The sequence below is a fragment of the Microbulbifer maximicatervae (SeqCode) genome (assembly GCF_052467225.1).
This window is the reverse complement of sequence record NZ_CP174303.1, coordinates 1,943,093-1,967,325: the sequence shown is the minus strand read 5'-3', so window position 1 is coordinate 1,967,325 and position 24,233 is coordinate 1,943,093. Positions and strand designations below refer to the sequence as shown.

23 protein-coding genes are annotated in these 24,233 nt (G+C 48.5%); 6 read left to right on the top strand and 17 right to left on the bottom strand.

Annotated elements, in window-relative coordinates; translation table 11 throughout:
- The first annotated feature begins 273 nt into the window (after window positions 1-273).
- Window positions 274-1,254: an alpha/beta hydrolase gene (locus ACJJIZ_RS08590; RefSeq protein ID WP_444915844.1), complete on the top strand. Its 981-nt coding sequence runs from the start codon at window positions 274-276 to the stop codon at window positions 1,252-1,254.
- Window positions 1,255-1,337: 83 nt separating this feature from the next.
- Here the strand turns inward: ACJJIZ_RS08590 and ACJJIZ_RS08585 are convergent, their stop codons facing one another.
- The 8 genes from ACJJIZ_RS08585 to ACJJIZ_RS08550 form a co-directional block, all read right to left on the bottom strand.
- Window positions 1,338-1,676 carry a YnfA family protein gene (locus ACJJIZ_RS08585; RefSeq protein WP_444898250.1) on the bottom strand — a complete coding sequence of 113 codons (339 nt, stop codon included), beginning with the start codon at window positions 1,674-1,676 and terminating at the stop codon, window positions 1,338-1,340.
- 20 nt (window positions 1,677-1,696) lie between these two features.
- Window positions 1,697-2,188 (bottom strand): hypothetical protein, encoded by a 492-nt coding sequence (locus ACJJIZ_RS08580; RefSeq protein ID WP_444915843.1) that lies wholly within the window; start codon window positions 2,186-2,188, stop codon window positions 1,697-1,699.
- A 328-nt stretch (window positions 2,189-2,516) separates the two neighbouring features.
- Window positions 2,517-3,173, bottom strand: coding sequence for a glutathione S-transferase family protein (locus ACJJIZ_RS08575; protein WP_444915842.1), 657 nt, complete (start codon window positions 3,171-3,173; stop codon window positions 2,517-2,519).
- 276 nt (window positions 3,174-3,449) lie between these two features.
- Window positions 3,450-4,289 (bottom strand): right-handed parallel beta-helix repeat-containing protein, encoded by an 840-nt coding sequence (locus ACJJIZ_RS08570; protein ID WP_444915841.1) that lies wholly within the window; start codon window positions 4,287-4,289, stop codon window positions 3,450-3,452.
- A 220-nt stretch (window positions 4,290-4,509) separates the two neighbouring features.
- Window positions 4,510-6,231 carry a DUF8614 domain-containing protein gene (locus tag ACJJIZ_RS08565; RefSeq protein WP_444915840.1) on the bottom strand — a complete coding sequence of 574 codons (1,722 nt, stop codon included), beginning with the start codon at window positions 6,229-6,231 and terminating at the stop codon, window positions 4,510-4,512.
- A 66-nt stretch (window positions 6,232-6,297) separates the two neighbouring features.
- Entirely contained in the window at window positions 6,298-8,115 is a 1,818-nt protein-coding gene (locus tag ACJJIZ_RS08560) for an ABCB family ABC transporter ATP-binding protein/permease (RefSeq protein ID WP_444915839.1), read from the bottom strand.
- Between the two features lie 225 nt (window positions 8,116-8,340).
- Window positions 8,341-9,252 carry an alpha/beta hydrolase gene (locus ACJJIZ_RS08555; protein ID WP_444915838.1) on the bottom strand — a complete coding sequence of 304 codons (912 nt, stop codon included), beginning with the start codon at window positions 9,250-9,252 and terminating at the stop codon, window positions 8,341-8,343.
- 11 nt (window positions 9,253-9,263) lie between these two features.
- Entirely contained in the window at window positions 9,264-9,641 is a 378-nt protein-coding gene (locus ACJJIZ_RS08550; RefSeq protein WP_444915837.1) for a Cif family virulence factor, read from the bottom strand.
- A 111-nt stretch (window positions 9,642-9,752) separates the two neighbouring features.
- On the opposite strand from ACJJIZ_RS08550, the gene ACJJIZ_RS08545 reads away from it, so the two are divergent.
- Window positions 9,753-10,637 (top strand): LysR family transcriptional regulator, encoded by an 885-nt coding sequence (locus ACJJIZ_RS08545; protein WP_444906062.1) that lies wholly within the window; start codon window positions 9,753-9,755, stop codon window positions 10,635-10,637.
- A gap of 284 nt (window positions 10,638-10,921) precedes the next feature.
- On the opposite strand, the gene ACJJIZ_RS08540 is transcribed toward ACJJIZ_RS08545, so the two are convergent.
- The gene (locus ACJJIZ_RS08540) at window positions 10,922-11,215 is read right to left on the bottom strand and encodes a hypothetical protein (protein WP_413664818.1); all 294 of its coding nucleotides are present in this window, start codon (window positions 11,213-11,215) and stop codon (window positions 10,922-10,924) included.
- A 396-nt stretch (window positions 11,216-11,611) separates the two neighbouring features.
- Here ACJJIZ_RS08540 and ACJJIZ_RS08535 point away from each other — a divergent pair, with 396 nt between their 5' ends.
- Window positions 11,612-12,127: a nuclear transport factor 2 family protein gene (locus tag ACJJIZ_RS08535; protein WP_444915836.1), complete on the top strand. Its 516-nt coding sequence runs from the start codon at window positions 11,612-11,614 to the stop codon at window positions 12,125-12,127.
- 24 nt (window positions 12,128-12,151) lie between these two features.
- On the opposite strand, the gene ACJJIZ_RS08530 is transcribed toward ACJJIZ_RS08535, so the two are convergent.
- The 3 genes from ACJJIZ_RS08530 to ACJJIZ_RS08520 all read right to left on the bottom strand — a co-directional run bounded on the left by ACJJIZ_RS08530 (window position 12,152) and on the right by ACJJIZ_RS08520 (window position 17,406).
- Window positions 12,152-12,763, bottom strand: a complete 612-nt coding sequence (locus ACJJIZ_RS08530; RefSeq protein ID WP_444915835.1) for an NUDIX hydrolase — start codon at window positions 12,761-12,763, stop codon at window positions 12,152-12,154.
- A gap of 134 nt (window positions 12,764-12,897) precedes the next feature.
- Window positions 12,898-16,071, bottom strand: coding sequence for an efflux RND transporter permease subunit (locus ACJJIZ_RS08525; RefSeq protein WP_444915834.1), 3,174 nt, complete (start codon window positions 16,069-16,071; stop codon window positions 12,898-12,900).
- A gap of 12 nt (window positions 16,072-16,083) precedes the next feature.
- A complete protein-coding gene (locus ACJJIZ_RS08520) occupies window positions 16,084-17,406 on the bottom strand; it encodes an efflux RND transporter periplasmic adaptor subunit (RefSeq protein ID WP_413664814.1) in 1,323 nt (440 codons plus the stop codon).
- A gap of 69 nt (window positions 17,407-17,475) precedes the next feature.
- Here ACJJIZ_RS08520 and ACJJIZ_RS08515 point away from each other — a divergent pair, with 69 nt between their 5' ends.
- A complete protein-coding gene (locus ACJJIZ_RS08515; RefSeq protein ID WP_413664813.1) occupies window positions 17,476-18,015 on the top strand; it encodes an NUDIX hydrolase in 540 nt (179 codons plus the stop codon).
- A gap of 48 nt (window positions 18,016-18,063) precedes the next feature.
- Window positions 18,064-18,603 carry a DUF4124 domain-containing protein gene (locus tag ACJJIZ_RS08510; RefSeq protein ID WP_444915833.1) on the top strand — a complete coding sequence of 180 codons (540 nt, stop codon included), beginning with the start codon at window positions 18,064-18,066 and terminating at the stop codon, window positions 18,601-18,603.
- On the opposite strand, the gene ACJJIZ_RS08505 is transcribed toward ACJJIZ_RS08510, so the two are convergent.
- The 5 genes from ACJJIZ_RS08505 to nhaA form a co-directional block, all read right to left on the bottom strand.
- Window positions 18,600-18,947 carry a YqfO family protein gene (locus ACJJIZ_RS08505; RefSeq protein WP_444898215.1) on the bottom strand — a complete coding sequence of 116 codons (348 nt, stop codon included), beginning with the start codon at window positions 18,945-18,947 and terminating at the stop codon, window positions 18,600-18,602. The genes ACJJIZ_RS08510 and ACJJIZ_RS08505 overlap by 4 nt on opposite strands.
- Before the next feature lie 71 nt (window positions 18,948-19,018).
- On the bottom strand, window positions 19,019-19,873 hold the full coding sequence (gene trxA / locus ACJJIZ_RS08500; protein WP_444915832.1) for a thioredoxin: 855 nt from the start codon (window positions 19,871-19,873) through the stop codon (window positions 19,019-19,021).
- A 45-nt stretch (window positions 19,874-19,918) separates the two neighbouring features.
- Window positions 19,919-20,299 (bottom strand): MmcQ/YjbR family DNA-binding protein, encoded by a 381-nt coding sequence (locus ACJJIZ_RS08495; protein ID WP_282931699.1) that lies wholly within the window; start codon window positions 20,297-20,299, stop codon window positions 19,919-19,921.
- A gap of 2 nt (window positions 20,300-20,301) precedes the next feature.
- On the bottom strand, window positions 20,302-21,678 hold the full coding sequence (locus ACJJIZ_RS08490; protein ID WP_444915831.1) for a hypothetical protein: 1,377 nt from the start codon (window positions 21,676-21,678) through the stop codon (window positions 20,302-20,304).
- 103 nt (window positions 21,679-21,781) lie between these two features.
- Window positions 21,782-23,257 (bottom strand): Na+/H+ antiporter NhaA, encoded by a 1,476-nt coding sequence (nhaA, locus tag ACJJIZ_RS08485; protein ID WP_444906066.1) that lies wholly within the window; start codon window positions 23,255-23,257, stop codon window positions 21,782-21,784.
- A gap of 126 nt (window positions 23,258-23,383) precedes the next feature.
- Between nhaA and ACJJIZ_RS08480 the strand changes: the two genes are divergently transcribed.
- Window positions 23,384-24,145, top strand: coding sequence for a TlyA family RNA methyltransferase (locus ACJJIZ_RS08480; RefSeq protein ID WP_444915830.1), 762 nt, complete (start codon window positions 23,384-23,386; stop codon window positions 24,143-24,145).
- Window positions 24,146-24,233 lie beyond the last annotated feature (88 nt).

Below are 24,233 nucleotides of genomic sequence, written 5' to 3'. Positions count from 1 at the left end.
GATTAAAATCTAATTTCTCAAATTTTGATTTTGCCGTCACTCTTGTTGATTTAAGACAAAAAGTACACTCGGCGAGCATTTATTTGGCACGATCGAACAAGCTCTAAAGAAACAAGGTGTTCTCTCCTGCCAGCATTAGAGGGATTTCGCCTAGCCTCTCTAAATAAGTTACCATTTTCAGGAACTGGCCATATTGGCACCAATTCCAGCCAAACCTAATCGCAACAAGATATCCTTCTCTATACGATTAGATCCATTGGATATCAACTGCCAGTGAAAAATGCGATTAAACTAAATACGATATTTGCTGTCATTAGCACATGCTTTAGCATGTCCACCTTCTCTCAGAGAATTGCCAAACTTATTGAAAAATCTGAAAGCTTTCCTTTCAATGAGACAATAACCCCAGAACAAATTAAAAACTTAGGATTTAAAAAAGGCAGCTATGATATAGAAAAAAGCAAAGAATACATCAGGTATTATTACGCTCCTGCTTCATCTAAAGACGGCATTCATTACTCCGTCAAATATGACACCGACGGCAAAGAAAGCACCGTTAAACTTGATTTACCAAAAGATTCCCTGAAAGAAAAATATTCTGGAACAGTGATTTTATTACATGGATTCCGATCATCGAAAGAGTTCATGTTATATTCTGCTCAATACTTTCGTTTTCTTGGATTTCAAGTTGTAGCTCCGGACCTTCTTGGTCACGGGGAATCAAATAGCACCAAAAAATATGGCGTAGGAGATAGTGAACTCATCAATAAACTTATTGATGCACTCATCAGTAAAGGGGACATCAAGGGCAAGCCTTTGTATATCGTAGGAAACTCCATGGGAGCCTTAACGGCTCTCTATATCTCAGCCATGAGATCTGACTTAAGTGGCATTATTTTACTTGCCCCAATGGTCCCTTTTGATCAAGCCGTGTATAACTACGGTAGGCTCAATCACCCCATACTTAGCCGGATTATTCCTGAAAATAAAATTCTAAAAGGGGCAAATCTGGCTCTGGAGCAGTCCGGTATTGAACCGAGTGATACCAATATACTCCCCCTTCTCTGTTCATCCAGGCTCCCCATACTGTTAATATCCTCCCCCTCGGATCTAATTGCCCCTTATGACAATTATATAGGTTTAGATCAATCAAATATTAATTTGGTGAAAATTCCCAACAGAAGCCACCCAAGCATATCGACCATTGGAAATATTGAACACGAAGCAATTATCAGCTGGCTTAATAAACTGTAAGATATTTACGCGATCCAAGAATTTCTCAGCTTTAAGGATAAATCACAAAGTCACCCTTAAATAAGGGCGTAGATTTATCAAATCTAATTGATCATCTGCCTCGGTGAAAACATGATAATAGCCATACCCAGCATTGCTACAGCGGCACCGCTCACATCCCAAACTGTGGGCTTAACACCGTTAACCAGCCATAACCACATTATTGAGGAAAAAATATAAATTCCCCCATAGGCGGCATACACCCGGCCCGCTGGAGCCGGATGCAATGTCAATAACCAAGCAAATATCGCCAAACTTATACCGCCAGGTACTAGAAGCCAAATACTTTTGTCCTGCTTTAACCACAAGTAAGCTGTGTAGCAGCCTATTATCTCTGCAAGCGCCGTAGCCAGGAACAAAGCTATAGTTTTTATTTCAAACAGCAGCATGAACGTCTAGATATTTAGCTATTTACCGGACAAACATTTTCAAGACGCATTGTGAAAGCTCTTTTCATATATGAAAATTGTTCAATGGTCTCCATATGCTTACTCAGGGAGTTTCTTGCATGTGTGAATTTTCTCTTTTCCGCTGCATTCATTCCCTCGTTAAACATATATAAACTTTGCAGTGGCGCAATAGCAGTTTTCTCTGTCCGATAAAAAACATCATCAGACATCGCCAAATCAACCTTATCCCGTATGGAGCCATCCGGCATAATTTGCACCGATACGCTGGGAACGTAATTCGCAATAGGGCCTTCAAAGTTAAGAACGGTGGATTCCTTCTCACTCAACTTCTTCGCCACATAAACTTTAAGCTTGTTATTGCGCACTTCCAATTTTACAAACGGTTTAATGATTTTAAACTTCTCCTTATCCTCCTCAAATAGTTTCACGGATGCTTCAAGCATTACCAGGCTTTGAGTATTGATAAAGCGTTCATATTCTTCCAAGTGGCACGATGCCTGTACCCCACTACTCAACAAGAAACATAGACTAAAGGCTAATCTTTTCATTGATCTAAATATTATCCTTAATATTTGATAAATTGATCGCCTCAAACATCAACTGGCGCACTGGTTAACCCAGCACAGTTTAGACCTCATTGGCATCACTATTAGCCAGTGATTGCGCTTGAAACTTTCTTACGATAAAAAATACGTACCCTGCTTCATTTTCCGATTAATTTACGCCACTAATAGTAAAAAAGGTGAAGCTGGTACAGCTTCACCTAACGGGTTTAGTCACTAAAGAAATCCTGATCTCTGCGGAAGTTAGTCCCTACCGATAATCCGATAGTACTACCGGTGGCAGTTCAGCAGCCTCTGACATCCACTCTTTTACGCTGTCACGCCCCAGCAACCGGTCTATCCACTGTTTAGTAAGCGGCCAGGGCTGCAAATTTGGGGCGTGGGAGAAAATTCTTATCACTGTTGGCACAAAGGCTAAATCTGCCAGGGACAAAGCACCCATCAAGTAAGGGCCAGCATTTTGCTCAAGCTCTCCTTCCCAGGCGGCAAATAAGCGCTCCGCATCCATCTCTTCTTCAGGGGTCATTGGGCGTTTGTCGGGGTAAAATGCACTTTCAAAGGACAGACGTGGACACAACCCGGACAACCCAGAATGTTGCCAGCTAAGCATGGCCCGGGCTCGGGCCCGCATCAATGGGTCTTGAGGTAGCAGTTCACCAGAGCCAATGTCATTGGCATATTCCATAATGGCCAAGGAATCAAAAATAATTATATCCCCCTCTTCCAGTACGGGTACTGATCTCGCAGGGGATAGCTCTCCTATACGCTGTAAATTCTGGAATCGCTGTGGCCGGCGAATATCTACAACCACTTCCTCAAATTGAACTTCCTGTTCACGCAATGCCAACCAAGCCCTAAAGGCCCAAGTGGATGCATTTTTAGTACCCGAGTACAGAACACGAGACATAATTAATCCATTGTTATAGTTGAATTATATTGATCAATTGGGAGCTTCAATTATACCGCTTAACCGCCAAACAATTAGAATATAGCATCAAATTTATTGTGCATTAACAACACTACGGTTCATAGCCATCAATGCCTCATCACAAACAGCTATTTTTTTTGAATCCCTTCACAAACTTGGAGGAAATTAAATGGCGACTCAAGTTAAAGCTAATTCTCTCCAATCAATTGAATCGCCAAAGAAGTACAACTTAAGTTTCTCAAATCGCTTAAAAATTCAATCTAGGCAGCTTGGGTTTTTAGTAATGGCATCATTAGCGTACCAGGTGTTGGTGCCACTACAAGTAGGGTCAACCGTATCATTCAAATCAAAGGGATCATTACCTGAAGAGATATTCCCAGTTATGATATTATTAGTTGAATTGGTGAATTCCAATACGATACCACCATCAGCAGTATCTCCATCTCCATTATCTGTTGTTATATTTTGGGTGATTACATTGCTGGAAGAACCTTCGATTAAAATTCCTGCTCCACCATTATTGGTGGATATATTATTAAATACACTTGAAAAGCTATCATCTATCTGAATCCCATCAGAGAAACTGCCGGTGACGATGCAAGAAGAGAAAGTATTGAAATCATCATCCATATCAACACCCACTCGACCACTGTTGGTAATTATGCATCCATTAATAATGTTAAAGATACTGTCAATATCAATACCATCGTCAACACTATTAATAAGTTCAGTTCCGATGACGGTGTGATAACCTACACCCTCTATAAAGATATTATCAAAACATCCATCAATGGTACCGCCAGTCAGCACCGCGCCTTGCCCCTGGATACGTATTCCAGCACCACCGAATGCCGCACCTGTAGCACAGGTCACAGAGAAGCCTTCCATACTCAAGCTGCCTTCAGGGCCAACTATAGTCAGGGCATCTGGCTCAGCAGCAGTAAGGTCACAGGATAAATCCTGTGTAAGCACTTCGGCAGTTGTAATAACATCACCACAGGATACCTGGGCTGATGCTACAAAAGAGTATGACGCTGTAAATAGTCCCATTACGCCTAATATTAATAACTTAATAACTGATTGTTTAATATCCATGTAGAACCTCTGTCAATTTTGTATAAGAATTGAATTTCCTTGCCCGGGATACAGACTGCCTCCTTAGTTTGGACGTAACTATTAATTCCGCTATAAGAAAAAGTACCTAAAGTACTAAGCTGCAATCGGCGGGGAAAATTACAAATCGAGGGGGGATAAAGTTTAGGGAGCACAAAAAACCCGGCAGGTGCCGGGTTTTTTAAAACAAAAGATAAGAAAATTACTTCAAACCAAGTACTTCTTTACCTTGGATAAAGGTAACGTCAACTGGAATATTGGCCTCGGCCAGGCGATCCAAATCAGCCTGCAGTTCAGGGCCAATTACACCTTTGGTCTCCAGCAATGATTTTGCTTTCTCGTAGTCACCATCACCCTGGATAGTAATGATTAAACGAGACAAGTTGGTCATCGCCTGTTGCATCTTTTCAAAATCAACACTGTATTGACCAGTCTTGGGATCGCGAGTGAAGGCACCCTGCTCCTTAAAGTAGTTAAAGCGCATCATGTTGGCTTTACCGTGGGCACTGGCCGCACCAAAACGTACGCTGCGGAAGATACCTGCCAGGAAGGTGACATAGTTATCCATCAACTGGCCTTCTTCCAGCTCACCTTTTTCATGTAAGCGGGTAACCATGTACAGACCGAGGATATCAGCCTTACCTTCTTCCAGGGCGGAAGAAGTTTCCTTCAAAGCCTGGCGAACATTATTTCCGCCTTCTACAGTCTTTTTAATTCCCAACCCGTGGGCCACTTCGTGGAACATGGTGTTGGCAAAGAATGCCGGGAAGGTAATATTCTTGCGCTGATCTTCTGCGATCAAAACATCGCTAATCGGCACCAGGATCTTGTCAAACTTGGCCTGCATTGCATTCTTCAGCTGCAAACGGCGAGTGCCTTTGGCCAGCTGAACTTCTTCATCATTGGGAAGGTTAATGGCAATGGTCTTGGAGCCGGCATTGCTGTGGCCCGCATAGAAGAGTACATCGTAGGCATTCAAGTCTGAATCAGTACCGGGCTCTTCAGATTTGTATTTTTCCTCAACTGGCAAACCTTTCTGCAACTCGGGCAGCAGAGCGGCAAACTTGGCCAGTTTTTGACTCCACTCTTTGTCTTTCAGCAGGACGTAGGACTCATAAGCGGTACGATAGGCAAACAGCTGGTCTTCATAGTTTTCAATAGGACCAATAACCACATCGATATCATTCTCCTTCATATCCATCCAGGCCATATCACTGGGGCGGAAATTATCGGAGAGAAGTGCATCGGCACGCATAGTGAGGTAGTTAGCAAATTCTTTGCTCTCAGCCAATTCAGCTGCCTGGCGCAGAATGCTGGCCGCCTTATTCAGGTCCGCATTGTAGGCTTCGTTGTAAGGCACCAGTTCGAGACTGCCAGACTCATTGCGGCGTACCAAGGAGTACAAGCCGTCTTTTCCTGCCTGGTCCCATTTCTCGAACTCTTCGCGGGTCATGTCCGCTGGGTAGAAATTAGCACCCAGGGGCTTATCTCCATAACCAACAATAAACGGCTTATTGTCGTTAAGACGGTCCCAGGGGCCATAGTTGATATCGGCAAACTTACGAGCACGGTTGTCTTCAATATCCGGCAGCAATTCCTCAGCTGGGCCGTAGGATTGCAACCAGAACAGGCGATCCATAATCTGGCTGGCGTCGATCAGCAGGCCAATCATTTTGCGCTGGTTGTCGGAGAGACCACTCAGGTTTGCGGTAAGCTCAACAGGTACATAGATATCAAAACGCTTGTCCGCATCTTCTACCTTTTGGCCTGAGGGTACAGGTACAGTCTTGGACTCCACAATCTGCGCCTCAGCTTCCGCTTTGGCAACTTCTTCGGGCTGCTGCTCTTTTTTGGAACAAGCGCCAACAAGGGCCAGTGCCAACACTGCTGCCGCTATCTTGGTAGCCTGAAAAGGAATGGTCATATCGCTCTGCCTATCATTTTTTTGTATCGGCGCCACATTAGTCTGGCTGTAGGGATTTATCAACCGTCATGGCGTAGGCACCTCGGCCGCTTGGGTCTCAGTTCCACGCTCCTGTTGCTGCATACGCCAGAGGGCCGCGTAGTGTCCGTCAGCCTGCATCAATTCCCGGTGGGCTCCCTGCTCGACTATTCCGCCTTGATCCATTACCAGAATGCAGTCTGCATCCACAATTGTGGAGAGGCGGTGAGCGATCACTAACGATGTCTGCTCGCGGGCAATATCCTGCAGGGATGCCACTATGCCCTGCTCTGAGTGGCTGTCGAGAGATGAGGTCGCTTCGTCAAAGATCATAATCGGAGGCTTTTTCAGCAGGGCCCGAGCGATAGCAACCCGCTGCTTTTCCCCTCCGGACAACTTGAGACCCCGCTCCCCCACCAGGGTATCGGCTCCCTCTGGCAGCTGCTGAACAAAGCCCTCCAGCTGGGCGTGGCGGATCGCCTCATCCACCTCAGTATCTGAGGCATCTACACGTCCGTAACGCACGTTGTCCCGGATCGACTGGTTGAACAACACCGCATCCTGAGGCACAACACCAATAGCCCTGCGCAGCGACTCCTGGGAAACACTGCGAATATCCTGGCCATCGATGGAAATGGAACCGCTGTTAGTGTCATAAAAACGAAACAGGAGCTTAAAGAGGGTGGACTTACCTGCACCGCTAGCGCCAACAATTGCCACTTTTTGCCGTGGTTCCACAGCAAAGCTGATACCTTTGAGGATCTGGCGATTATCTTTGTAGCCAAACTGGACGTTATCAAACTCAATTCGGCCCTCCACCACAGTGAGGGGGGCCGCCTGGGGAAGATCTTCCACAGCAGGTTTTACCGCCAGTAAAGAGAACATCTTCTCAATATTTGCCAGTGCCCCTTTCATCTCCCGGTACACAAAGCCGAGAAAATTTAGCGGTATAAAGATCTGCATCATAAAGGCATTCACCAATACGAAGTCACCGATGGTCATAGTGCCTTTGGTGACTCCTACCGCGGCAAGAACCATTGCTGCACACATTGCGCTGGCAATAATCAGCGCCTGGCCACTATTTAGGCCAAACAGGGACAGCCTGTTCTTACGCCGGGCCTTCTCCCAACTGGCCAGCTCCCGGTCATAGTGACCGGATTCATGTCGCTCATTGGCAAAGTACTTAACGGTCTCATAGTTGAGCAGACTATCTACTGCACGGCTGCTGGCCTGTGACTCAGCCTCATTCAACTCCCTGACAAAGCGCGTACGCCATTCAGTGGCTACCACAGAAAAGCCGATATAAATAATCACCGCCGCCAGCACTAATAGCGCAAATAAGCCGCTGTAATTCCACCAAAGCAACCCCGCCACCATAGCTATCTCTACCAGCGTGGGTACGATATTGAAGACCATAAACCGCATCAGGAACCCGATGCCGCTATTGCCCCGCTCAATATCCCGAGAGAGCCCACCGGTACGGCGGTTCAGGTGAAAATCCAGGTCCAGCTTGTGCAAATGCTGGAACACTTCCAACCCGATCCGGCGCTGGGCCCGCTCAGTGACACGGCCAAAAATCGTGTCTCGCAGTTCGCCAAACAGAGTGCTGGAAAGGCGCACAGCCCCATAGGCCAACAGCAGCCCCAAAGGTAATGCCACTGCCTGGGCCATACCCCCAGCACTATCCAGGTCATCGACAATATGTTTGAGCAAAAATGGCAGGGTAACGCCCGCAACCTTGGCGCCAATCAGGCAGAGGATCGCCAAGACTACGGCGCGGCGGAACTCCAATAAGTAGGGGAAGAGGGTTTTGAGTGCACCCCAGTGCACCTCATCCAAAGAGACAGTGGATTTGGGTCTCGGCATAATCTATCCAGGAGGAGAAAACAGGCGCCCATTATAATTCGTCAATAGAACTTATATAGACGCTTGTCTCTAAAGCGCCGCCCCAAAGTAATACCTTGAAGCACCTATCCTCACACCCCTCTGGCAGGCCGTGACACTGATGATTTCGTCAAGGCTACAGCTTAAGCCACCAAATCACAAAACATCATTGCAGACCTGCCTAAGACACAAAGCAATAAATCGTTGTTAGTCTTTCATATGCTCCAGCATATAAGTTAGAACTTCGTCTCGGTCATCTACCAACTTTTCTATCAGGTCAAGATGATCCCGATTGTTCGCTAATTTGAAATAACAGGGGTTACCCATTTTTAGCATTTTCTCCTGATACTCTTTGGTCTGCCGAAAAAATTCTGGCGTATCAAATTCAGGCACAATTAAATGTAGCGGGCATTCAGTTGTGTCAATACCAGGATCTAACAGTTGGGGGCTTACCTTTTCGGCGGATTCCATCGACATATTGATGGCGTCATTGACAAAACTATTGACCAGTGGCCGAATGTCAAAAAGTCCGGCCAGGGAAAATGCACCTTTAAACTTACTTTGAGCAGATGCCGGTACGCCAAATTGACTCCAATCCGTTTGATGCAGCAGTGCTGCCAGTTGGCCACCTGCCGAATGCCCCACAATGTAGACAGATGGAGCCCCTTTTCCCTCGGCCTCATTCAGCACGCTCGCCACTGCCCACTGTACCTGCGAGACAATAGACTCCATTGGAGTATCATTTTCCCAATCCGGGGCCATACGGTAACCCGGCATATAGACCGCAAATCCTTCTTTATTAAAAGGCTCGGCCAGAAAAGAAAATTGCTCTTTTGAAAACCACTGCCACCAGCCACCGTGAATATAAATTACGACCGGTGCATCCTCAGCAACTTCGTCTGACCTGAAAACATCCATCGAGCCAGCTAAATCACCTTCCCCAAAATTGACAGTTTGCAAACCGCTCTTAATCGCGTTGCGATATGCCGAGCTACGACTGCCCGTAAACTCAGCATGAGAAGGCAGCAGCAGATCGGTTGGAAGGCGGCGGGTCCACAAAGTAGGGTTATATTGCTCGTCCGTTTTCTCACGGGTAAAACTATTCCAAAATTCACTCACGGCTAGCACCCTTACTTTTCGCTAGGATTTATAGCTTCGAACTGGTCATCACGCAGTAGCATAGTTCCGTCCTCCTGAAGGACCCAGAGTTCACGAGTAATGACACCTTCTGCGTTGTTCATTTTCCAATTACTTGAGAGTACGGTTGAGACTTCATCCACTACTTCAATTTTTGCGCCAATATAGGTCACATCTGCAAACCCCTGATCTACCAGATTTTGCCAGAAAGCTTGTATATTCTTTCGACCTTCGAACAGACCAAAGGGTTTGGCAGTCATCTGAGCCCGCTCTTCATACATGGATGCACACCCAGCTGCATTGCCACTATTGAAGTAAGACTTCCACTGTTCACTGGCAGCTTTTGTTTTCTCAATCAGAATGTCGCTCATATCAAAATCCTCTTCTGTAATAGGTAACGACCTTGTGCCTATAGATTGCCCCATGGCCATGGTTGTGATAAACATCCATTAATTGATATTAGTGTTTAGGAAAATTAAACAATGAAGCCAAGCCTGGAGGATATGCAGGTATTCCTAGCTGTTGTAGAGGCGCGCAGCTTCACACTGGCAGCCGACCGCCTGGAGCGCACCAAATCGGCAGTAAGCCAAGCAGTTACCCGGTTGGAGTCTGATATCGGCACCCGCTTGCTTTACCGCAGTACCCGCTCCCTATCTCTCACCGAGGCCGGCTCAGAGTTTTACGCCCATTGCCGGGAGATCAAAGATATTTATAACTCAGCAATAGCGGGTCTTAGGAATAGCGGTGACAAATTGGCGGGCTCCCTATCGGTAACAGCGCCTCACGCACTGTGCGAGCCAGTAATTATTCCTGCAATCATTAAGCTGGCCGAGCAGCACCCGCAACTGAGAATCAGGCTGTTAGCCAATGACTCCCCCATGGATTTGATTGAATCGCAGGTAGACCTGGCCATTCGCGTAGGCAGTCTTGCACTTCAATCGGCTAAAGTTTCAAAGTTAGGATTGTTAGGAGAAAGCCTCTACGCCAGCCCGCAGCTTATTGAAAAGCTATGTGGCATTCCCTCAGACCTTACTGAACTACAAAATTGGCCGCATATCGCTAATGATTGGCAGGGCATGCCATTAAAGTATGAATTGAAAAATGGGATTCAGGTAAAGGCCACGCCTAAGGTTCGCTGTAACTCCTTACACGATATAGTACAGTTAACCGAAGCCGGAATTGGGATTGCCAGGTTGCCCGATATTATCGCTCGAAAAAAAGTGGATACCGGCACACTTTGCCCTATAACATCTGTTGCCGCTGCGCCCATCCATTATATGCATCTGTTTTCCAAAAGGCCGCCAACAAAAGTACAGACTTTTATTAAGGCTATTAAATCCCAACTGCAAACCTGTAGTAAAAATTAATGGTAGAGAAAGGTTTAGTCTATTTATAACTATCAAGCTAACCTCATAGCAGCCCAAATAGACCTGCATTTGAAACTTTAGAAATTCACTCTATCGGGAGCTACCTGCAGCCTGTTAACTCAATGGGTACAAAGGGGGGGTACCCATTTAACAAAGAAATGCAAAGATGAATTGGTGGTATAGGCTGAATAGATATTTTACCAGGCAACTCCATATTTAAATGACCAGAGCTGCAAGCTCCAGTCATTTAAACAACTGAGTTCTAACCCAGCCTTCAATTCCAATCAATTGCAGCGGAAATACTTAAACGTAGAATCCTGGGTATAACGCACTAGTACCTTTCCGCCAGATGTCAGAGAGTACACCTCCTCTGACTTCCAAGCTTCTCCTTCACCTTGCATATTGAAAACCAGATGAAGATTGCCATCACTTTGGCTAGCAGACATCAACTGGCCTGAAGACTCCGTAAATTGAATACGACTACCTGCCAGAGTCATCGAGTCGGCCGATGAAGAAGCGTTACAGGATTCCTCGGTTCCAGCCCATTGTCCCTGATACTTAGGAGGTACAGTGGACATTGCACAAGCCTGGATTAATCCGATTCCCAGCAACACACAGAAAAAAGAGAGAGATCTCATTCAAGCAATCCAATAACGTATATAATAAGAAAAATTAAGGATATAAGAACCTTACAGTATATCTAGTACTTACGTCTCAAATAAATCCCACCATTAGCTAAAACCGTGAAATAGTCACCAAACGACAAAGGATTTTAGGGCTTGGTATTGCTTCACTTTACACAAACAAACACTTCCCAATTTTATTAATAATTCTCTCAAGGTTACTTACAGGATTCCGGGTTAGATAACAGGTTTTGATTAATACTCAATTAATATCCTAGGTGCGCCCCCAAAAACCATCACTAGAAACTATCCTCTTCAATAGCTACTGGCGATAAAGGTCAAGGTGAAGAAATGGATGAGATTCAACAGCTAAAAGATCGACTAGCGATTAGTGATCTACTCGCCCGTTATACATTAACTATCGACAGCAATGATGCCCGAGGCTGGGCCTCATTATTTACACCCAATGGCCGATTTGAGCATGGCAATATTATGATTCGGGGAAGAGAAAAACTGGAGCGCTACGCAGCGGTTCACAGCAAGTTGGGAAGCCGGCATATTACAAGCTCCCCCCTACATTTTATTTCTGAAGATGGGCAATCCGCCTCAGGGAAAGCAACGACCGTAGAAATCATAGCAACACGATCCGGCTATCGCATTTCTGCTGTTGGAGAGTACCGGGACAAACTCGTTAAAGTCGATGACAACTGGTTAATCGAATGTCGACGAGGAGAAGAAGTTAAACTTCCTGAAGCCCCTGATTTCCCAATCCTCAGCGCCGATCCCGATGCCGGAAAAATAATGAAAATACTAATCGATGCTTGGGATGACTTAGGTGAGCCGATACCAGGGCTTCCCAAAAAATAAAAAAATTCTAATTAGTAAGCCGAGCTAATTAAGTGCACGCAGCGGCACATCATCGCGGCGCCCTATTGATGCCCCTAATATTTTTACTAAAAATTCGGTTAATACCCCTGCAGTAAAGCCCCAGATTTCGAAGTCTTCATACATATACGCCGGAAGGTATATTTCCTGGTTATCAATAATAATACGATCAGTGCGAATACGCGGGTCTGCAAGAAAGAAAGACAGGGGGACTCGAAATACTGCATCCAATTCTCCTGGGTTTGGGAATAATTGGATATCCGGTGAAATTATCCCTACCCAAGGGGTCACATGTACCTGCCAGCGGGTAGTCCGCGGCCAAAGGGGGCCGAGTACGCGTACGTCATCCATAGGTAGGCTGACTTCTTCTTCCGCCTCACGCAAGGCGGTAAATTGAAGCGATGGGTCCGTGGCATCCCAGCGCCCCCCAGGGAGAGAAACTTCACCGGAATGTGTAGAGAGATTTGCAGAGCGCTTAGTTAGAATTACTTGTGGGTCCGGCTCTTCTGTCAGGGCAATCAGTACTGCGGCATGGCCTTGCAGGTCAGGTCCTGCCGGAACCCTTGCTTCCAAGTCCTCAATTTGCCCTACGATTTTCTGTTCAATAATCTCTAGCATAAATCTGTGCCCTGCCCCGATCGCTGCGGGGGCTCCATAACATTCATCATACCGTTTTTCAGCGGTAACACTGAGCGATATGCCACAATATCCATTTGTGACTTACCACCCTACCACACAATCAACAGATTGGCTCAGGTGGATTCAGACCCACCATTCGCGGTCTTATCCTCATTAATTTTGGGGGTATAGCCCCCTTTCAGCTTTTCCCGCACCGTTTGCACCAAGGCGTAATACACAGGCACTAGCAAAGTGGCGAAGAGACTCGCAGCCAACATACCGCCAAAGACCACCAGCCCCAGGGAAACCCGGCTCACTGCGCCAGCACCGGTGGCGACCAGTAGTGGAATTACCCCTAAAATAAAGGACATGGCCGTCATTAATACCGCGCGGAATCGCAGGCGCGTAGCCGATAGAGCCGCATCCGCAATAGACCGCCCCTTATCGCGTTCCACGCAGGCAAACTCTACTATCAGAATCGCACTCTTTGCTGCCATCCCAATCAGTAATACCAAGCCGATCTGCGTATAGAGATTGTTGATGGACCCCGCGATAAATACCGTAAACATAGCGCCACCAATCGCAATGGGGACGCACAACATCACTGCAAAGGGGATAGTCCAGCTCTCATATTGGGCGACCAAAAACAAGTAGACAAATATAACGGCCAAAGAGAACAGGATTGGGGCCAGATTACCCGCGGTCACCTCCTGTAAGCTGATGCCCGTCCATTCGTATCCATAACCTTCTGGCAACTTTGATGCCAAGTCTTCCATAGCATCCATCGCCTGGCCGCTGGAATACCCCGGTGCCGGTGATCCATTGATAGTGACGCTGTTATATAAGTTGTAACGGGTTATCGTTTGTGGTGCGACCACAGGAGTGATAGTTGAGATAGAAGTCAGCGGTACCAAACCGCCACTATTGGCACGAACATAAAAGCCAGCCAGATTTTCCTCTTTATCGCGAAATTGAGCATCGGCCTGAGCGATTACACGAAAGACCTTTCCATATAGGTTAAAGTCATTGATGTAATAGCCACCCAAAAAGGTTTGCAACGTTAAATACACATCCGGCAGGGGGACCCCAAGCACATGCGATTTTTCTTTATCTACTTTTAATTCAAGCTGCGGTGTAGCGGCCTGAAAACTGGTAAAGGCCTGGGAGATTTCACTGCGCTGATTGGCATTGCCCAGCAGGTCAAACAAGACCTGTGACAATTCAGTAATACTGCGCCCCTGTAGATCTTCGAGTACAAATTCAAATCCACCAACAGTGCCAATACCTGGAAGTGGTGGAATGACAAACGGCAGCACTTGCGCATCGGGAATTGCAGATAATTTTTTCTGTACCCGATCCATAATGGCAAACTGGCTATCTTCCCTATTCGTGCGGTCATCCCAGGGTTTTAGCACAGCAAACATCATTGCCGTGTTGGAAGAAACACTGCTGGTAAGCAGGTTGTAACCGGGCACACCAACCACATGAGCCATACCTGGCTCTTCCATTAGAACATCGGTCACTTGATTGACAATGGGTCCGGTTCGCTCCAGGGAAGATCCATCAGGCAACTGCACGTGCAACATAAACGTGCCCTGATCTTCATCGGGAATAAAACCGGTGGGGATTCGGGTAAAGAGCAAATAACAGAATAATAAAATCAGAATAATTGAGGCGATACCGATAAGCGGTATTTTGATACAAGCCCTCACCATTCCCACATAAAAACCTGTAGAAATATGCAGAGCTTTATTAAAGAAACCAAAAATACCGGTCTCCTTAATACCGGCAACTTCCCCGTCTTTACTCGGCTTTAACAAGCTGGCACAGAGAGCCGGACTTAGTGTCAGTGCATTCAGGGAGGAAATGGCCACCGCCATTGAAATGGTGACAGCAAACTGCTGATACATTTTTCCCGTAATTCCCGGCATCAACATTACCGGGACAAAAACTGCAAACAAAACAAGGGTCGTAGCAATAACGGGGCCGGTAACTTCACGCATGGATTCCAGCGCGGCTTCCTTTGGCGGGAGGCCATCAGCCATTAACCGCTGGGTGTTTTCCACCACGATAATCGCATCATCTACCACTATGCCGATCGCAAGGATTAAGGCAAACAATGTGATGGTGTTAATCGTCATCCCAAATGCCAGCATTAAGGCAAAGGTGCCTATCAGGGATACGGGAATAGCAATGGCTGGTACCAGCGTAGAGCGCCAATCCTGCAGAAACAAAAAAACCACCAGGATTACCAGTATCAGGGCAATAATCAGTGTTTCCACAACCTCTTTAATTGAGGCCTCTACAAATAATGTGGTGTCGTAGAGAATCTCCGCTTCCAGCCCATCCGGGAAGCGCTTCGACAACTCAGCAACCTTGGCCTTTATGCCATCGGCCACTTCGATCGCATTTGCCTCGGGCAGCTGGTACACCCCTATCACTGCTGAAGCCTGGTTATCCAATTGCCCATAGGAAGAGTAAGATTCACTTCCCAGCTCCACCCTCGCCACATCCCTGACTTTTACCATGGCCCCATCGGGCTTGGCGCGGATGGTGATGTCCTCAAATTCGCTGGGAGATACCAAGCGCCCCTGCACCAAAATATTGTATTGGAACTGCTGATCTTGGCGGATCGGTGGCGCCCCGATCTGACCGGCGGCTACCTCTACGTTCTGTGCCTGCACAGCAGAGATAACATCCTGGGCGGTCACATCTAACGAGGCCATCCGGTTGGGGTCGAGCCAGAGGCGCATGGCGTAATTGCGCGAGCCAAAAATAACAACACTGCTCACCCCCAGCACCCGCGCCAATTCATCTTTTAAATAAATCTCGGCGTAATTTGCCAGAAATAATTCATCAAACTTTTCATCTGGGGAGAACAAATTGACTACTAGTAACAGCGTGGTGCTCTGCTTGGAAACTACCACCCCATCTCTTTTCACATCCTCAGGTAGCTGGGGAGTGGCCTGCTCCACCCGGTTCTGAACATTAACCTGGGCGATGTCATCGTCGTAGCCAGGCTTGAATGTCACCGTGAGACTGTAGGAGCCATCATTGCCACTGGTGGAAGACATATAATCCATGCCCTCCACACCATTAACTTGCGACTCAATCGGCACAGCCACACTATCGCGCACTACTTCGGCGCTGGCACCGGCAAACGTGGCGGCGACATTGATGGTCGGTGGCGTTATTTCAGGGAATTGCGACACCGGTAATTGTGGCAAGGAGAGTATCCCAGCGAGGGTGATCAATATGGAAATAACAAAGGCGAATCGTGGCCGCCGGATACAAAAGGCGCTAATCATGGGCAGCGACAGCTATTTGTAGTCATCGTCATGCCCCTCAGATTCAGGGCTTGCTGGTGCCGCTTCCCCATCAATTACCGGTAGTTCTCTCTCCCCTTGACTGTCTGTAGAGCCAGATTTCGCCGCAGAACTACTACTTTGCTCAGCGGGAGGGGCTGGTGGCGCTTCAACATCGTAGGGGTTTCTAGGGGTGTTTTGCGGCGTCACCGGCTTCCCTGCGACAACCCTCTGTAAACCATTAACGATTACAGATTCACCGGCGACAAGCCCGCGATCTACAGCCCACAACTCCCCTTCCCTCTGCCCCAAGGTCAGGTAGCGCTTCTCCGCAATATTATCTTTGCCCAAAACAAAGACATAACGCCCCTGCATATCCTCCATGACCGCTGACTGGGGTACCAGCGGCCTCAGGGCGTCATTGCCGGTGTAGACGCTTATGGAAACTCGGGCAAACTGGCCCTGTACTAATAGTTGGCCTGGATTGGGAAACAGGGAGCGCACCGCTACCGATCCGGTATTGGGATCGATCTGATTATCGATAAATACGATTTTGCCCTTATGGGGGTAGTAATTGCCGTCGGGTAACTCAATGCGGACATCCAGGCGAGTGGGACTTAAACCCTCTCGCTGCCGCCGCTGGGAATCCACCTGCACCGCATAAAGTTGCTCTTCTGGCACTTCAAAGAGCACATAAATGGGATCCATTTTTACTATGGTGGCCAGGGGATCGGTGCTTGGCCCTACCAGGGAACCCACTGGAAATTCTGTACGCCCGATTCTTCCAGTGAGTGGCGCGTAAACTTTGGTATAAGAAAGATCCAGCTCAGCGCTTTGAACTTTGGCGCGATTGGCATCGACTTGGGATTCCGCTTCCTCAAAATTACCTTCAAGCTCATCCATCTGTACCTGACTGATAGCCCCTGTGGCCACCAAACGTCGGCCACGCTGGAAGTTCCGTTCAGCAACTCTCAGGGAGGCTTGGGATTGTTCCAGAGTGGCGCGCTGATTCGCCAGTTCGGCAATAAAAGGGCGCGGGTCAATTTCAAACAGTAACTGCCCTTTCTGGACGGTTTCCCCCTCGGTAAAATTGCGACTCTGGATATATCCTTGTACACGTGGGCGGACTTGATATTCATCAGTTGCCTCTACCCGTCCGACGAATTCAAAGCGGGGGATAACAGGCTCCTCCCTAACAACCAGTACTTCTACTGGCGGGGGAGGTGGCGCCTTTTCCTCTTCGCCTTTACCACCACAGGCGCAAAGGGCAAGGAGCGCTAGTCCGAGCAGAAAAAAACGCGCCATCGCAGGGTAGATACCGCCTTTATACTTCAACATCACTAACAACTATAGGCGTCAACCGGTCCGGAAGCTGGCGCTCAAATCTCGCATGGGTATACTGACGCCATGAAATTTTGCAGCCAATGCGGCAGTAACGCCGTAACACTTTCCATTCCCAAGGGCGATGATCGCCCCCGCCACATCTGTGGCAGTTGCGGCGCCATTTACTACATCAACCCCCGTGTTATTGTCGGAGTTGTCCCTTACGTTGGCGACAAGGTGATGCTGTGCAAGCGCGCCATACAGCCGCGCCTGGGGCTCTGGACTCTGCCTGCCGGGTTTATGGAGAGTGGCGAAACTAGCGAAGAGGGCGCCTTGCGAGAGTCCTGGGAGGAAGCCCGGGCCAGTATCCGCGTGGACGAGCTCTACTCCGTCTACGATATTCCCCATATCAATCAGGTCTACATGATGTACCGGGGTGAATTGACCGATATGAATTTCGGACCCGGGCCTGAATCGCTCGAAGTTGAGCTATTTCGCGAAGACGAAATTCCCTGGAGGGAGATTGCATTTCCCATTATGCACCGCACTTTGGAGCACTATTTCGAAGATACCCGTATCGGGCAATACCAGTTACACCGCGGTGTCATCAATCGAAAGCTGTAAACCACTTTACTTAATGAGTTAATGACCCTGCATTAAAAGGATGTTTGCATGAAATACTTTCCAATGCTCGGTGCCTTGTTACTGGTAGGCATTGTCCTGCCTATGATCTTACCGGGCCCAGATGGCAAACCCATCATGTCACCCTCCGACTGGCTGCCACAAAAACCGGATATTTCAGCGATTCGCGAAACCGGTGAGCGAGCTATGCAAAGTGTGCGCGAAACCACCCAGGGATCAGTGTCAAAAATTGAAGAGTTGGCAACTTCCAGTGGGCTCGTATCTCAAGGGGATTCTGACAAGCAAACATCTGAGGTTTTTACCTGGAAAGATAAAGATGGGAACTGGCACTTCTCAGACACCGTGCCGGAGGGGTTGGATTCACACGTGCGTATTCACCGCGTCAAGCCTCTAAATACAGTCACTGCCAATGACCCAATTGACTTGAGATCCGACTCGATCGTTGAAGACAGTAGCCCCGCCGAAAATAAACTGCCGACCCATCACACCAGCGTTTCAAAATTACTGGAAGATGCGAAAGCGATCGAGCAAAAAAGCCACGAACGACAAAAGGTACTCGATAGCCTTTAAGAGACCTCTGCTTTATTTAAGCCGGCACTACTGCAGCGATCATCCAATCGCCAGAGGTCAAACGCCGGTTCTTCATAGGGGTGGGCTGCTCGCATTGCATCGAGAGCAGCATCCACCAGCTCATCGGCACAGACCATCTCCACACGGTATTCCATCACAGTCTCGACCTGGCCCGACTGACCAATAAATGGCTGACTCCCATCCAGCGGCCTGAACTGTCCCTCTCCCAGAACTTGCCAACAACAACTATCGTAGTCGCCAATACGTCCTGCACCCACGGAAAATAGCGCTTGCTTTACCGCTTCCAAGTGCGACTCGGGAATATAAACACAGAGCTTATACATTAATAATCGTCCTTCTCTCCCCCAAAAACAAAGAGGCCTCTTGGGCCCCTTTGTTTACCGGCAGAGTATTTTTAAAACATCATAGTCATTAACTTGCGCTGGTACTGAGTGGCAACAGGGTCGCCAGCACCCAAACTTTTTACAATATCCAGGAACGTCTGCTTGGCAGCACCATCGGCAAAGCCCATGTCTTTACGCAAAATATCCAGCAATAATTGCAGTGCTTCTTCATGGCGGTTGGCTTGGCTGTACTGCACGGCCAATTGATAAGCAGAATCGCTATCCGCAGGGTTTTCTTCCAGCGCCTTTTGCAGAGCCTGAATTTCTGGAGTTTCTGCTGCCTGTTGCTTCAGCTCCAATTGAGCCATCAGCTGCTGGTATTCCGCATCCTGATCTGCCAGCAGAATTTTACTGAGCACAGTCTCCGCTTCCTGGGCACGGTTTTGGTCGAGCAGGATAGCAGCCAGTTGTTTGGCAATATCAGTGCGTTCAGACGATTCCGTATAAGCCTGACGCAACAGAGGCAGGGCTTCCGCCACTTTATCTTCACCGATTAACGCCTGTGCTTGCTGCAACTTTATGTCCCAGGGTTTTGGCAGATACTTATCCAGCATCTCACGAATCTGTGTCTCTGGCTGCACACCGGCAAAGCCATCTACCGGCTGGCCATCTTTTAAAACCATTACCGTGGGCAAGCTCCGTACACCCAGCTGACCCGCCAGCATTTGCTCAGTATCTGCATTGACCTTGGCCAATAAAAACTGACCGTTATACTCATTGGCCAGTTTGTCCAACACCGGCATCAACTGCTTGCACGGCTCACACCAATCGGCCCAAAAGTCCACCACTACCGGGCGCTTCATGGACTCTTCAATCAGAATTTGCTGGGCGTTCTCTGCCGTTACATCGACAATAAATTCGTTCACATCCTCTCCTAGACTAAATCTGGGTATTTCTATTCTCAGGGGCCTCTAACGGTAGAGCAGCTCCGCTCCATAGGCCAGTTCCAGGGACTCCCGCTCAAGCTTGCGAAGCCCCTTAACCACCAGGCCATATGAGCGATCTACCATTCGCTCAATCTCATAATCGGGCACTGTGCCATCCAACAACACCGTATTCCAGTGTTTCTTGTTCATATGGTAACCCGGGATAACACCGGAAAAGATGTCCCTTAAGGCCTGGGCTTCATCGGGATCACACTTGAGATTACTGGCGTCCACCCCGCGGTAACAGCTTAAGGTAGCAAACATACGCCCCTTAATCTTAAATACCGCTACATCCGGGCCAAAAGGAAAATCCTCGATAGCTTCCGGTCGCGATAGTAAATACTCTCTCAAAGTGCCTTTTTGCATGATTACCAATCCAGGGATGACGGCAGGCGCGGCGAGGATAATAAACGGGTAAAGCGCTGCCAGCGCTCTTCATTATTTTGACTGCCCTGCTCTACATAATCAGCAACCAGTGTCTTACCCCAATTGTAATTAATTACGTAGGCGCCGTAGGCATCTACAAAATCCTTCCGCTGTGCCGCCTTGGCGGGGCTCATCAAGGTATATTTCTCAAACAACGCAGGTACCTGCGCGCCCTCAATTTCCCCGTCGATATACTGGCGGGCAATCTCATTGCCGGCAAAGCCCAACTTATCTACCAGGGCCATTACCTGCTCATACTTTTCCGCCGTTTTCGGATCCAGGCCAGCTAAGGGGTAGAGAACCTCCATTTCAAAACGGGTTTTCTCCTCACCAGGGAAAGTCAGCTCTATCCCATAGTTTGCACTTCCTTCGGCAATCAGTGACTGTGGACTGAAAAGCGGGTAAACGCTGTACTCTGCCCAACCCCGTTCCTTGACCAGAGTTTGCTCCAACAGCGCGTTATAGGTGTGATGCCCCGGATACCCTTCGTGACAGCCCAGGTCAATAGCCCTATCTATCGTAATTGGCAGGCCATTGTTCACCTGTATAAGACTGTGCGAACGCCCCTTATACCAGTTGTAGCCACTCCAGGGTTTGTCGCTGACATACTCCAGAACAAAACTCTCATCCGCTGGGAGTGAAACATACTGCTTGGTGCGCGCGCGGCATTCTTTAATGGCGGCATCAAATACGGCCTGAAGGCGATCGGCAGGAATTTCATAAGCTTTGCGGAAGCTGGCTACCCTCTCACTCAAGGGCTGCTCACCTGGGAGTAATGCTTCCAACTCCTCCAGCATGGGTTCAAAACTTTCCAAATCCTGCTGCGGGGGCTCGGTGTCGTAGAGGGTTCGAGCTTCATTGGTGAAGCTTCTCGGGCTCTCTCCTGCCAGACTACGAGCATGGAACACCAGGGCCCGCAACTGTGTCTTCAGGTAATGCATGCGCAGGTTTTCGATAGACCCATCGCCGTCGATTACCGCTGGCAGCTCTGCCAGTAAAGACTCACCGCGCCGGGCGATATCTGCAGCGCTCGCCTTACTCTTGGTGGCAGTTTCACGCAATTCAGCCGGACCGTAATAGGCATCGACATAGCTGTCGTCATGATTTCCCAGTTCAAGTACTAGAAGGACATAAGCCTGGGCCAGACTATCCATCGCACTAACTCCATTATCGGATTTGGGATTGGTTGTAGTCGATTGATTATCAACCCCGACTTCAGAATCGGCTTTTTTATTAGCTGTAGTTTGGCCATCACAAGCCCCGAGCAGAAGGGAAATAGCCAGCACTGGTAGCGCCTGTGCCAGTGTTCTCAAATACATAATTCTTATTTCTCTCACGTACATTAACAATGGGAGCTGGAAACTAATGGAATCAGGCCCCTCCAGGACCGAGACGCAGTGACATCAGGAACGCTAAAACAACTTAACCCTGGCGGCTGGGCTGCTGTTCTACGTCCTCCCCTTCCCCAAGGCTATCGCTGCCACCTTCATCCAGGGGCTCCCCCTCCCCATGAACTTCAAACTCATCGGCCACCGGAGCTTTGCGCAATACCAGGAACCCCGCCACTCCAGCAATTACTGATGCCAGTAGGATACCCGCTTTAGCTTGGATCAACAGCTCATATTCAGAGCTAAAGGCCAGCTCGGCAATGAAGATCGACATAGTGAAGCCAATCCCGCCAAGGAGTGCAACACCGACAATATGTTGGAAATTGGCGGACTTAGGCAGCTTACCCCAGCCAAGCTTCCAGCCAATCCAGGTGGCGCCAACGATACCTACCAGCTTGCCCACAACCAAGCCGGAAATGACCCCAAGGGTGACAGGGTTTATCACTGCCGAAGAACTGGTAAAACTACTAAAGGGAATACCGGCGTTAGCCAATGCAAAAATAGGGATTATTACGAAGCCCACCGGTGTGTGCAGGCGGGTTTCCATGCGCTGTAGCGGTGATTGCGCCAGGTTGACACCATTTCCCAGCGCCATCACTCGGGCGCGCAACGCATCGTTAGCAATAATCTTATCGCCTGGCCGGAAACAGCGGTCAAAGCTGCGAATAATATCCTTAACAAAGGTACTAAAGGCCACCGGGTCATATTTGGGTTTGGCCGGCAGTGCCATTGCCGTAATCACCCCCGCAATAGTCGCATGTACCCCCGCCAGGTAGAACTCATACCAGAGCAGCACACCGACAAATACATAGGCCGGAGAACTGCGAACCCCCGCCGCTTTTAGCAGCCACATAATCACTACCAGGCAACCCGCCGCAATCAGCGCGGTGATATTCACCTGTTCGGTATACCAGATTGCAATCACTAAAATTGCGCCCAAGTCATCAACAATGGCTAACGCAACCAGGAAAGTAACCACCGCACGAGGCACCCGATTCCCCAAAAGGGCAATACAGCCGACAGCAAATGCTATATCCGTGGCCATGGGAATGCCCCAGCCGCGTTCTGCACCACTATCCGCATTAAAAGAAGCGTAAATAAGTGCCGGCACCACCATTCCGCCAATTGCCGCCATCACCGGAAGTACAGCCTGGCGAAGGTCGGACAGCTCTCCCACCATAAATTCGCGCTTTAATTCCAATCCCACCAGAAAGAAAAAGATCGCCATCAAGCCATCGTTGATCCAGTGGTGTAAGGAGAGAGAGAATTCCCAGTTTCCCGCGCTGAGGCTGATGGGCATGTGCAACAGGTGCTTGTAAGCCTCCTGCAAAGGGGAGTTGGCAATAACCAACGCCGCCAGAGCAGATAGCATCAACAAAATACCACTGCTGCTTTGGCGATGGATAAATTCTTCAAAGGGAGTAACCAAGCGCCCAAAGGCGCCCTCAAGTGGCGCCTCAAAGACCTTTCCCTTGCGAATTTTGAACTTATCCAGAACGCTTTTTGCCATCAGCTAACATCCTCCTTACTAAAGATTAGTCCCACAATTTGCGGAGCCGCACTTCTACCTGCTGGAGCCAGAGGTTAGCATGGGCCCTGAATTCTCAATTATGTAACCAGGATTGCACCGCGAAACATGACCCGATTGGATCAACTGCTTGTACAGAGAGAGCTGGCAAACTCCCGCACCCATGCAAAGAAACTGATTGATGCCGGAAGGGTCATGGTATCCGATGGCGGTACCCTCCAGCCCGCGCGCAAGGCCGGGCAGAGCATTCCGGAAGATTGCGCCCTTGAGGTCACCCCCCTACCGGAAGACCAATATGTTTCCCGAGCGGGCCTGAAATTGGCCGCCATCCTCGACCAGACAGGACTAAACCCCTCTGGGTGGCACGCACTGGATGTTGGCTGCTCTACTGGCGGTTTTAGCGACTGCCTACTTCAACGGGGAGCAGCATCAGTTGTCGGTGTTGATGTTGGGCGAGATCAGTTGGCGCAGAAGTTACTGGATGACCCCCGTATGCACCTATTTGAAGGGGTAAATGCACGCCACCTGGAAGCCTCCCAAATCTCCCCCCACGGAGACGCAGGTTTTGATGCCATCGTTATGGATGTCTCTTTTATTTCCCAAGTACTCATTCTGCCGCAGTTACCGGCCTTGCTTAAACCTTCGGGACAACTCTTAAGTCTGGTTAAACCGCAATTTGAAGTGGGCCCGGAGGGGATTGGCAAGGGTGGTCTGGTGCGTGATGCCAAATACTACCCGGAGGTGCACGAGCGCATCACTGCCTTATGCGAAGACTTGGGACTTGAGGTGAAAGAGTATATTGACAGTCCAATAAAGGGCGGCGATGGCAACCGGGAGTTTTTACTTTGGGCCACTCGGTATCCACGCTAACCTGAATTTCTTCAGGTGAATTAAACCTTACAGAAAAAACCATTGCTGAAGTTTCGATAGCCCTAACGAATAAGGGCTATCTACCGAG

Excerpts from the sequence above, each read along its gene's own strand:
- ACJJIZ_RS08510 (WP_444915833.1), top strand. The coding sequence starts at position 18,064 with ATGAAATACTTTCCAATGCTCGGTGCCTTGTTACTGGTAGGCATTGTC.
- ACJJIZ_RS08565 (WP_444915840.1), bottom strand. The coding sequence starts at position 6,231 with ATGACCATTCCTTTTCAGGCTACCAAGATAGCGGCAGCAGTGTTGGCA.
- ACJJIZ_RS08530 (WP_444915835.1), bottom strand. The coding sequence starts at position 12,763 with ATGCTAGAGATTATTGAACAGAAAATCGTAGGGCAAATTGAGGACTTG.
- ACJJIZ_RS08560 (WP_444915839.1), bottom strand. The coding sequence starts at position 8,115 with ATGCCGAGACCCAAATCCACTGTCTCTTTGGATGAGGTGCACTGGGGT.
- ACJJIZ_RS08525 (WP_444915834.1), bottom strand. The coding sequence starts at position 16,071 with ATGATTAGCGCCTTTTGTATCCGGCGGCCACGATTCGCCTTTGTTATT.
- ACJJIZ_RS08490 (WP_444915831.1), bottom strand. The coding sequence starts at position 21,678 with ATGTATTTGAGAACACTGGCACAGGCGCTACCAGTGCTGGCTATTTCC.
- ACJJIZ_RS08480 (WP_444915830.1), top strand. The coding sequence starts at position 23,384 with ATGACCCGATTGGATCAACTGCTTGTACAGAGAGAGCTGGCAAACTCC.
- ACJJIZ_RS08515 (WP_413664813.1), top strand. The coding sequence starts at position 17,476 with ATGAAATTTTGCAGCCAATGCGGCAGTAACGCCGTAACACTTTCCATT.
- ACJJIZ_RS08575 (WP_444915842.1), bottom strand. The coding sequence starts at position 3,173 with ATGTCTCGTGTTCTGTACTCGGGTACTAAAAATGCATCCACTTGGGCC.
- nhaA (WP_444906066.1), bottom strand. The coding sequence starts at position 23,257 with ATGGCAAAAAGCGTTCTGGATAAGTTCAAAATTCGCAAGGGAAAGGTC.
- ACJJIZ_RS08550 (WP_444915837.1), bottom strand. The coding sequence starts at position 9,641 with ATGAGCGACATTCTGATTGAGAAAACAAAAGCTGCCAGTGAACAGTGG.
- ACJJIZ_RS08495 (WP_282931699.1), bottom strand. The coding sequence starts at position 20,299 with ATGCAAAAAGGCACTTTGAGAGAGTATTTACTATCGCGACCGGAAGCT.
- ACJJIZ_RS08540 (WP_413664818.1), bottom strand. The coding sequence starts at position 11,215 with ATGTCCACTGTACCTCCTAAGTATCAGGGACAATGGGCTGGAACCGAG.
- ACJJIZ_RS08505 (WP_444898215.1), bottom strand. The coding sequence starts at position 18,947 with ATGTATAAGCTCTGTGTTTATATTCCCGAGTCGCACTTGGAAGCGGTA.
- ACJJIZ_RS08570 (WP_444915841.1), bottom strand. The coding sequence starts at position 4,289 with ATGGATATTAAACAATCAGTTATTAAGTTATTAATATTAGGCGTAATG.
- ACJJIZ_RS08545 (WP_444906062.1), top strand. The coding sequence starts at position 9,753 with ATGAAGCCAAGCCTGGAGGATATGCAGGTATTCCTAGCTGTTGTAGAG.
- ACJJIZ_RS08520 (WP_413664814.1), bottom strand. The coding sequence starts at position 17,406 with ATGTTGAAGTATAAAGGCGGTATCTACCCTGCGATGGCGCGTTTTTTT.
- ACJJIZ_RS08535 (WP_444915836.1), top strand. The coding sequence starts at position 11,612 with ATGGATGAGATTCAACAGCTAAAAGATCGACTAGCGATTAGTGATCTA.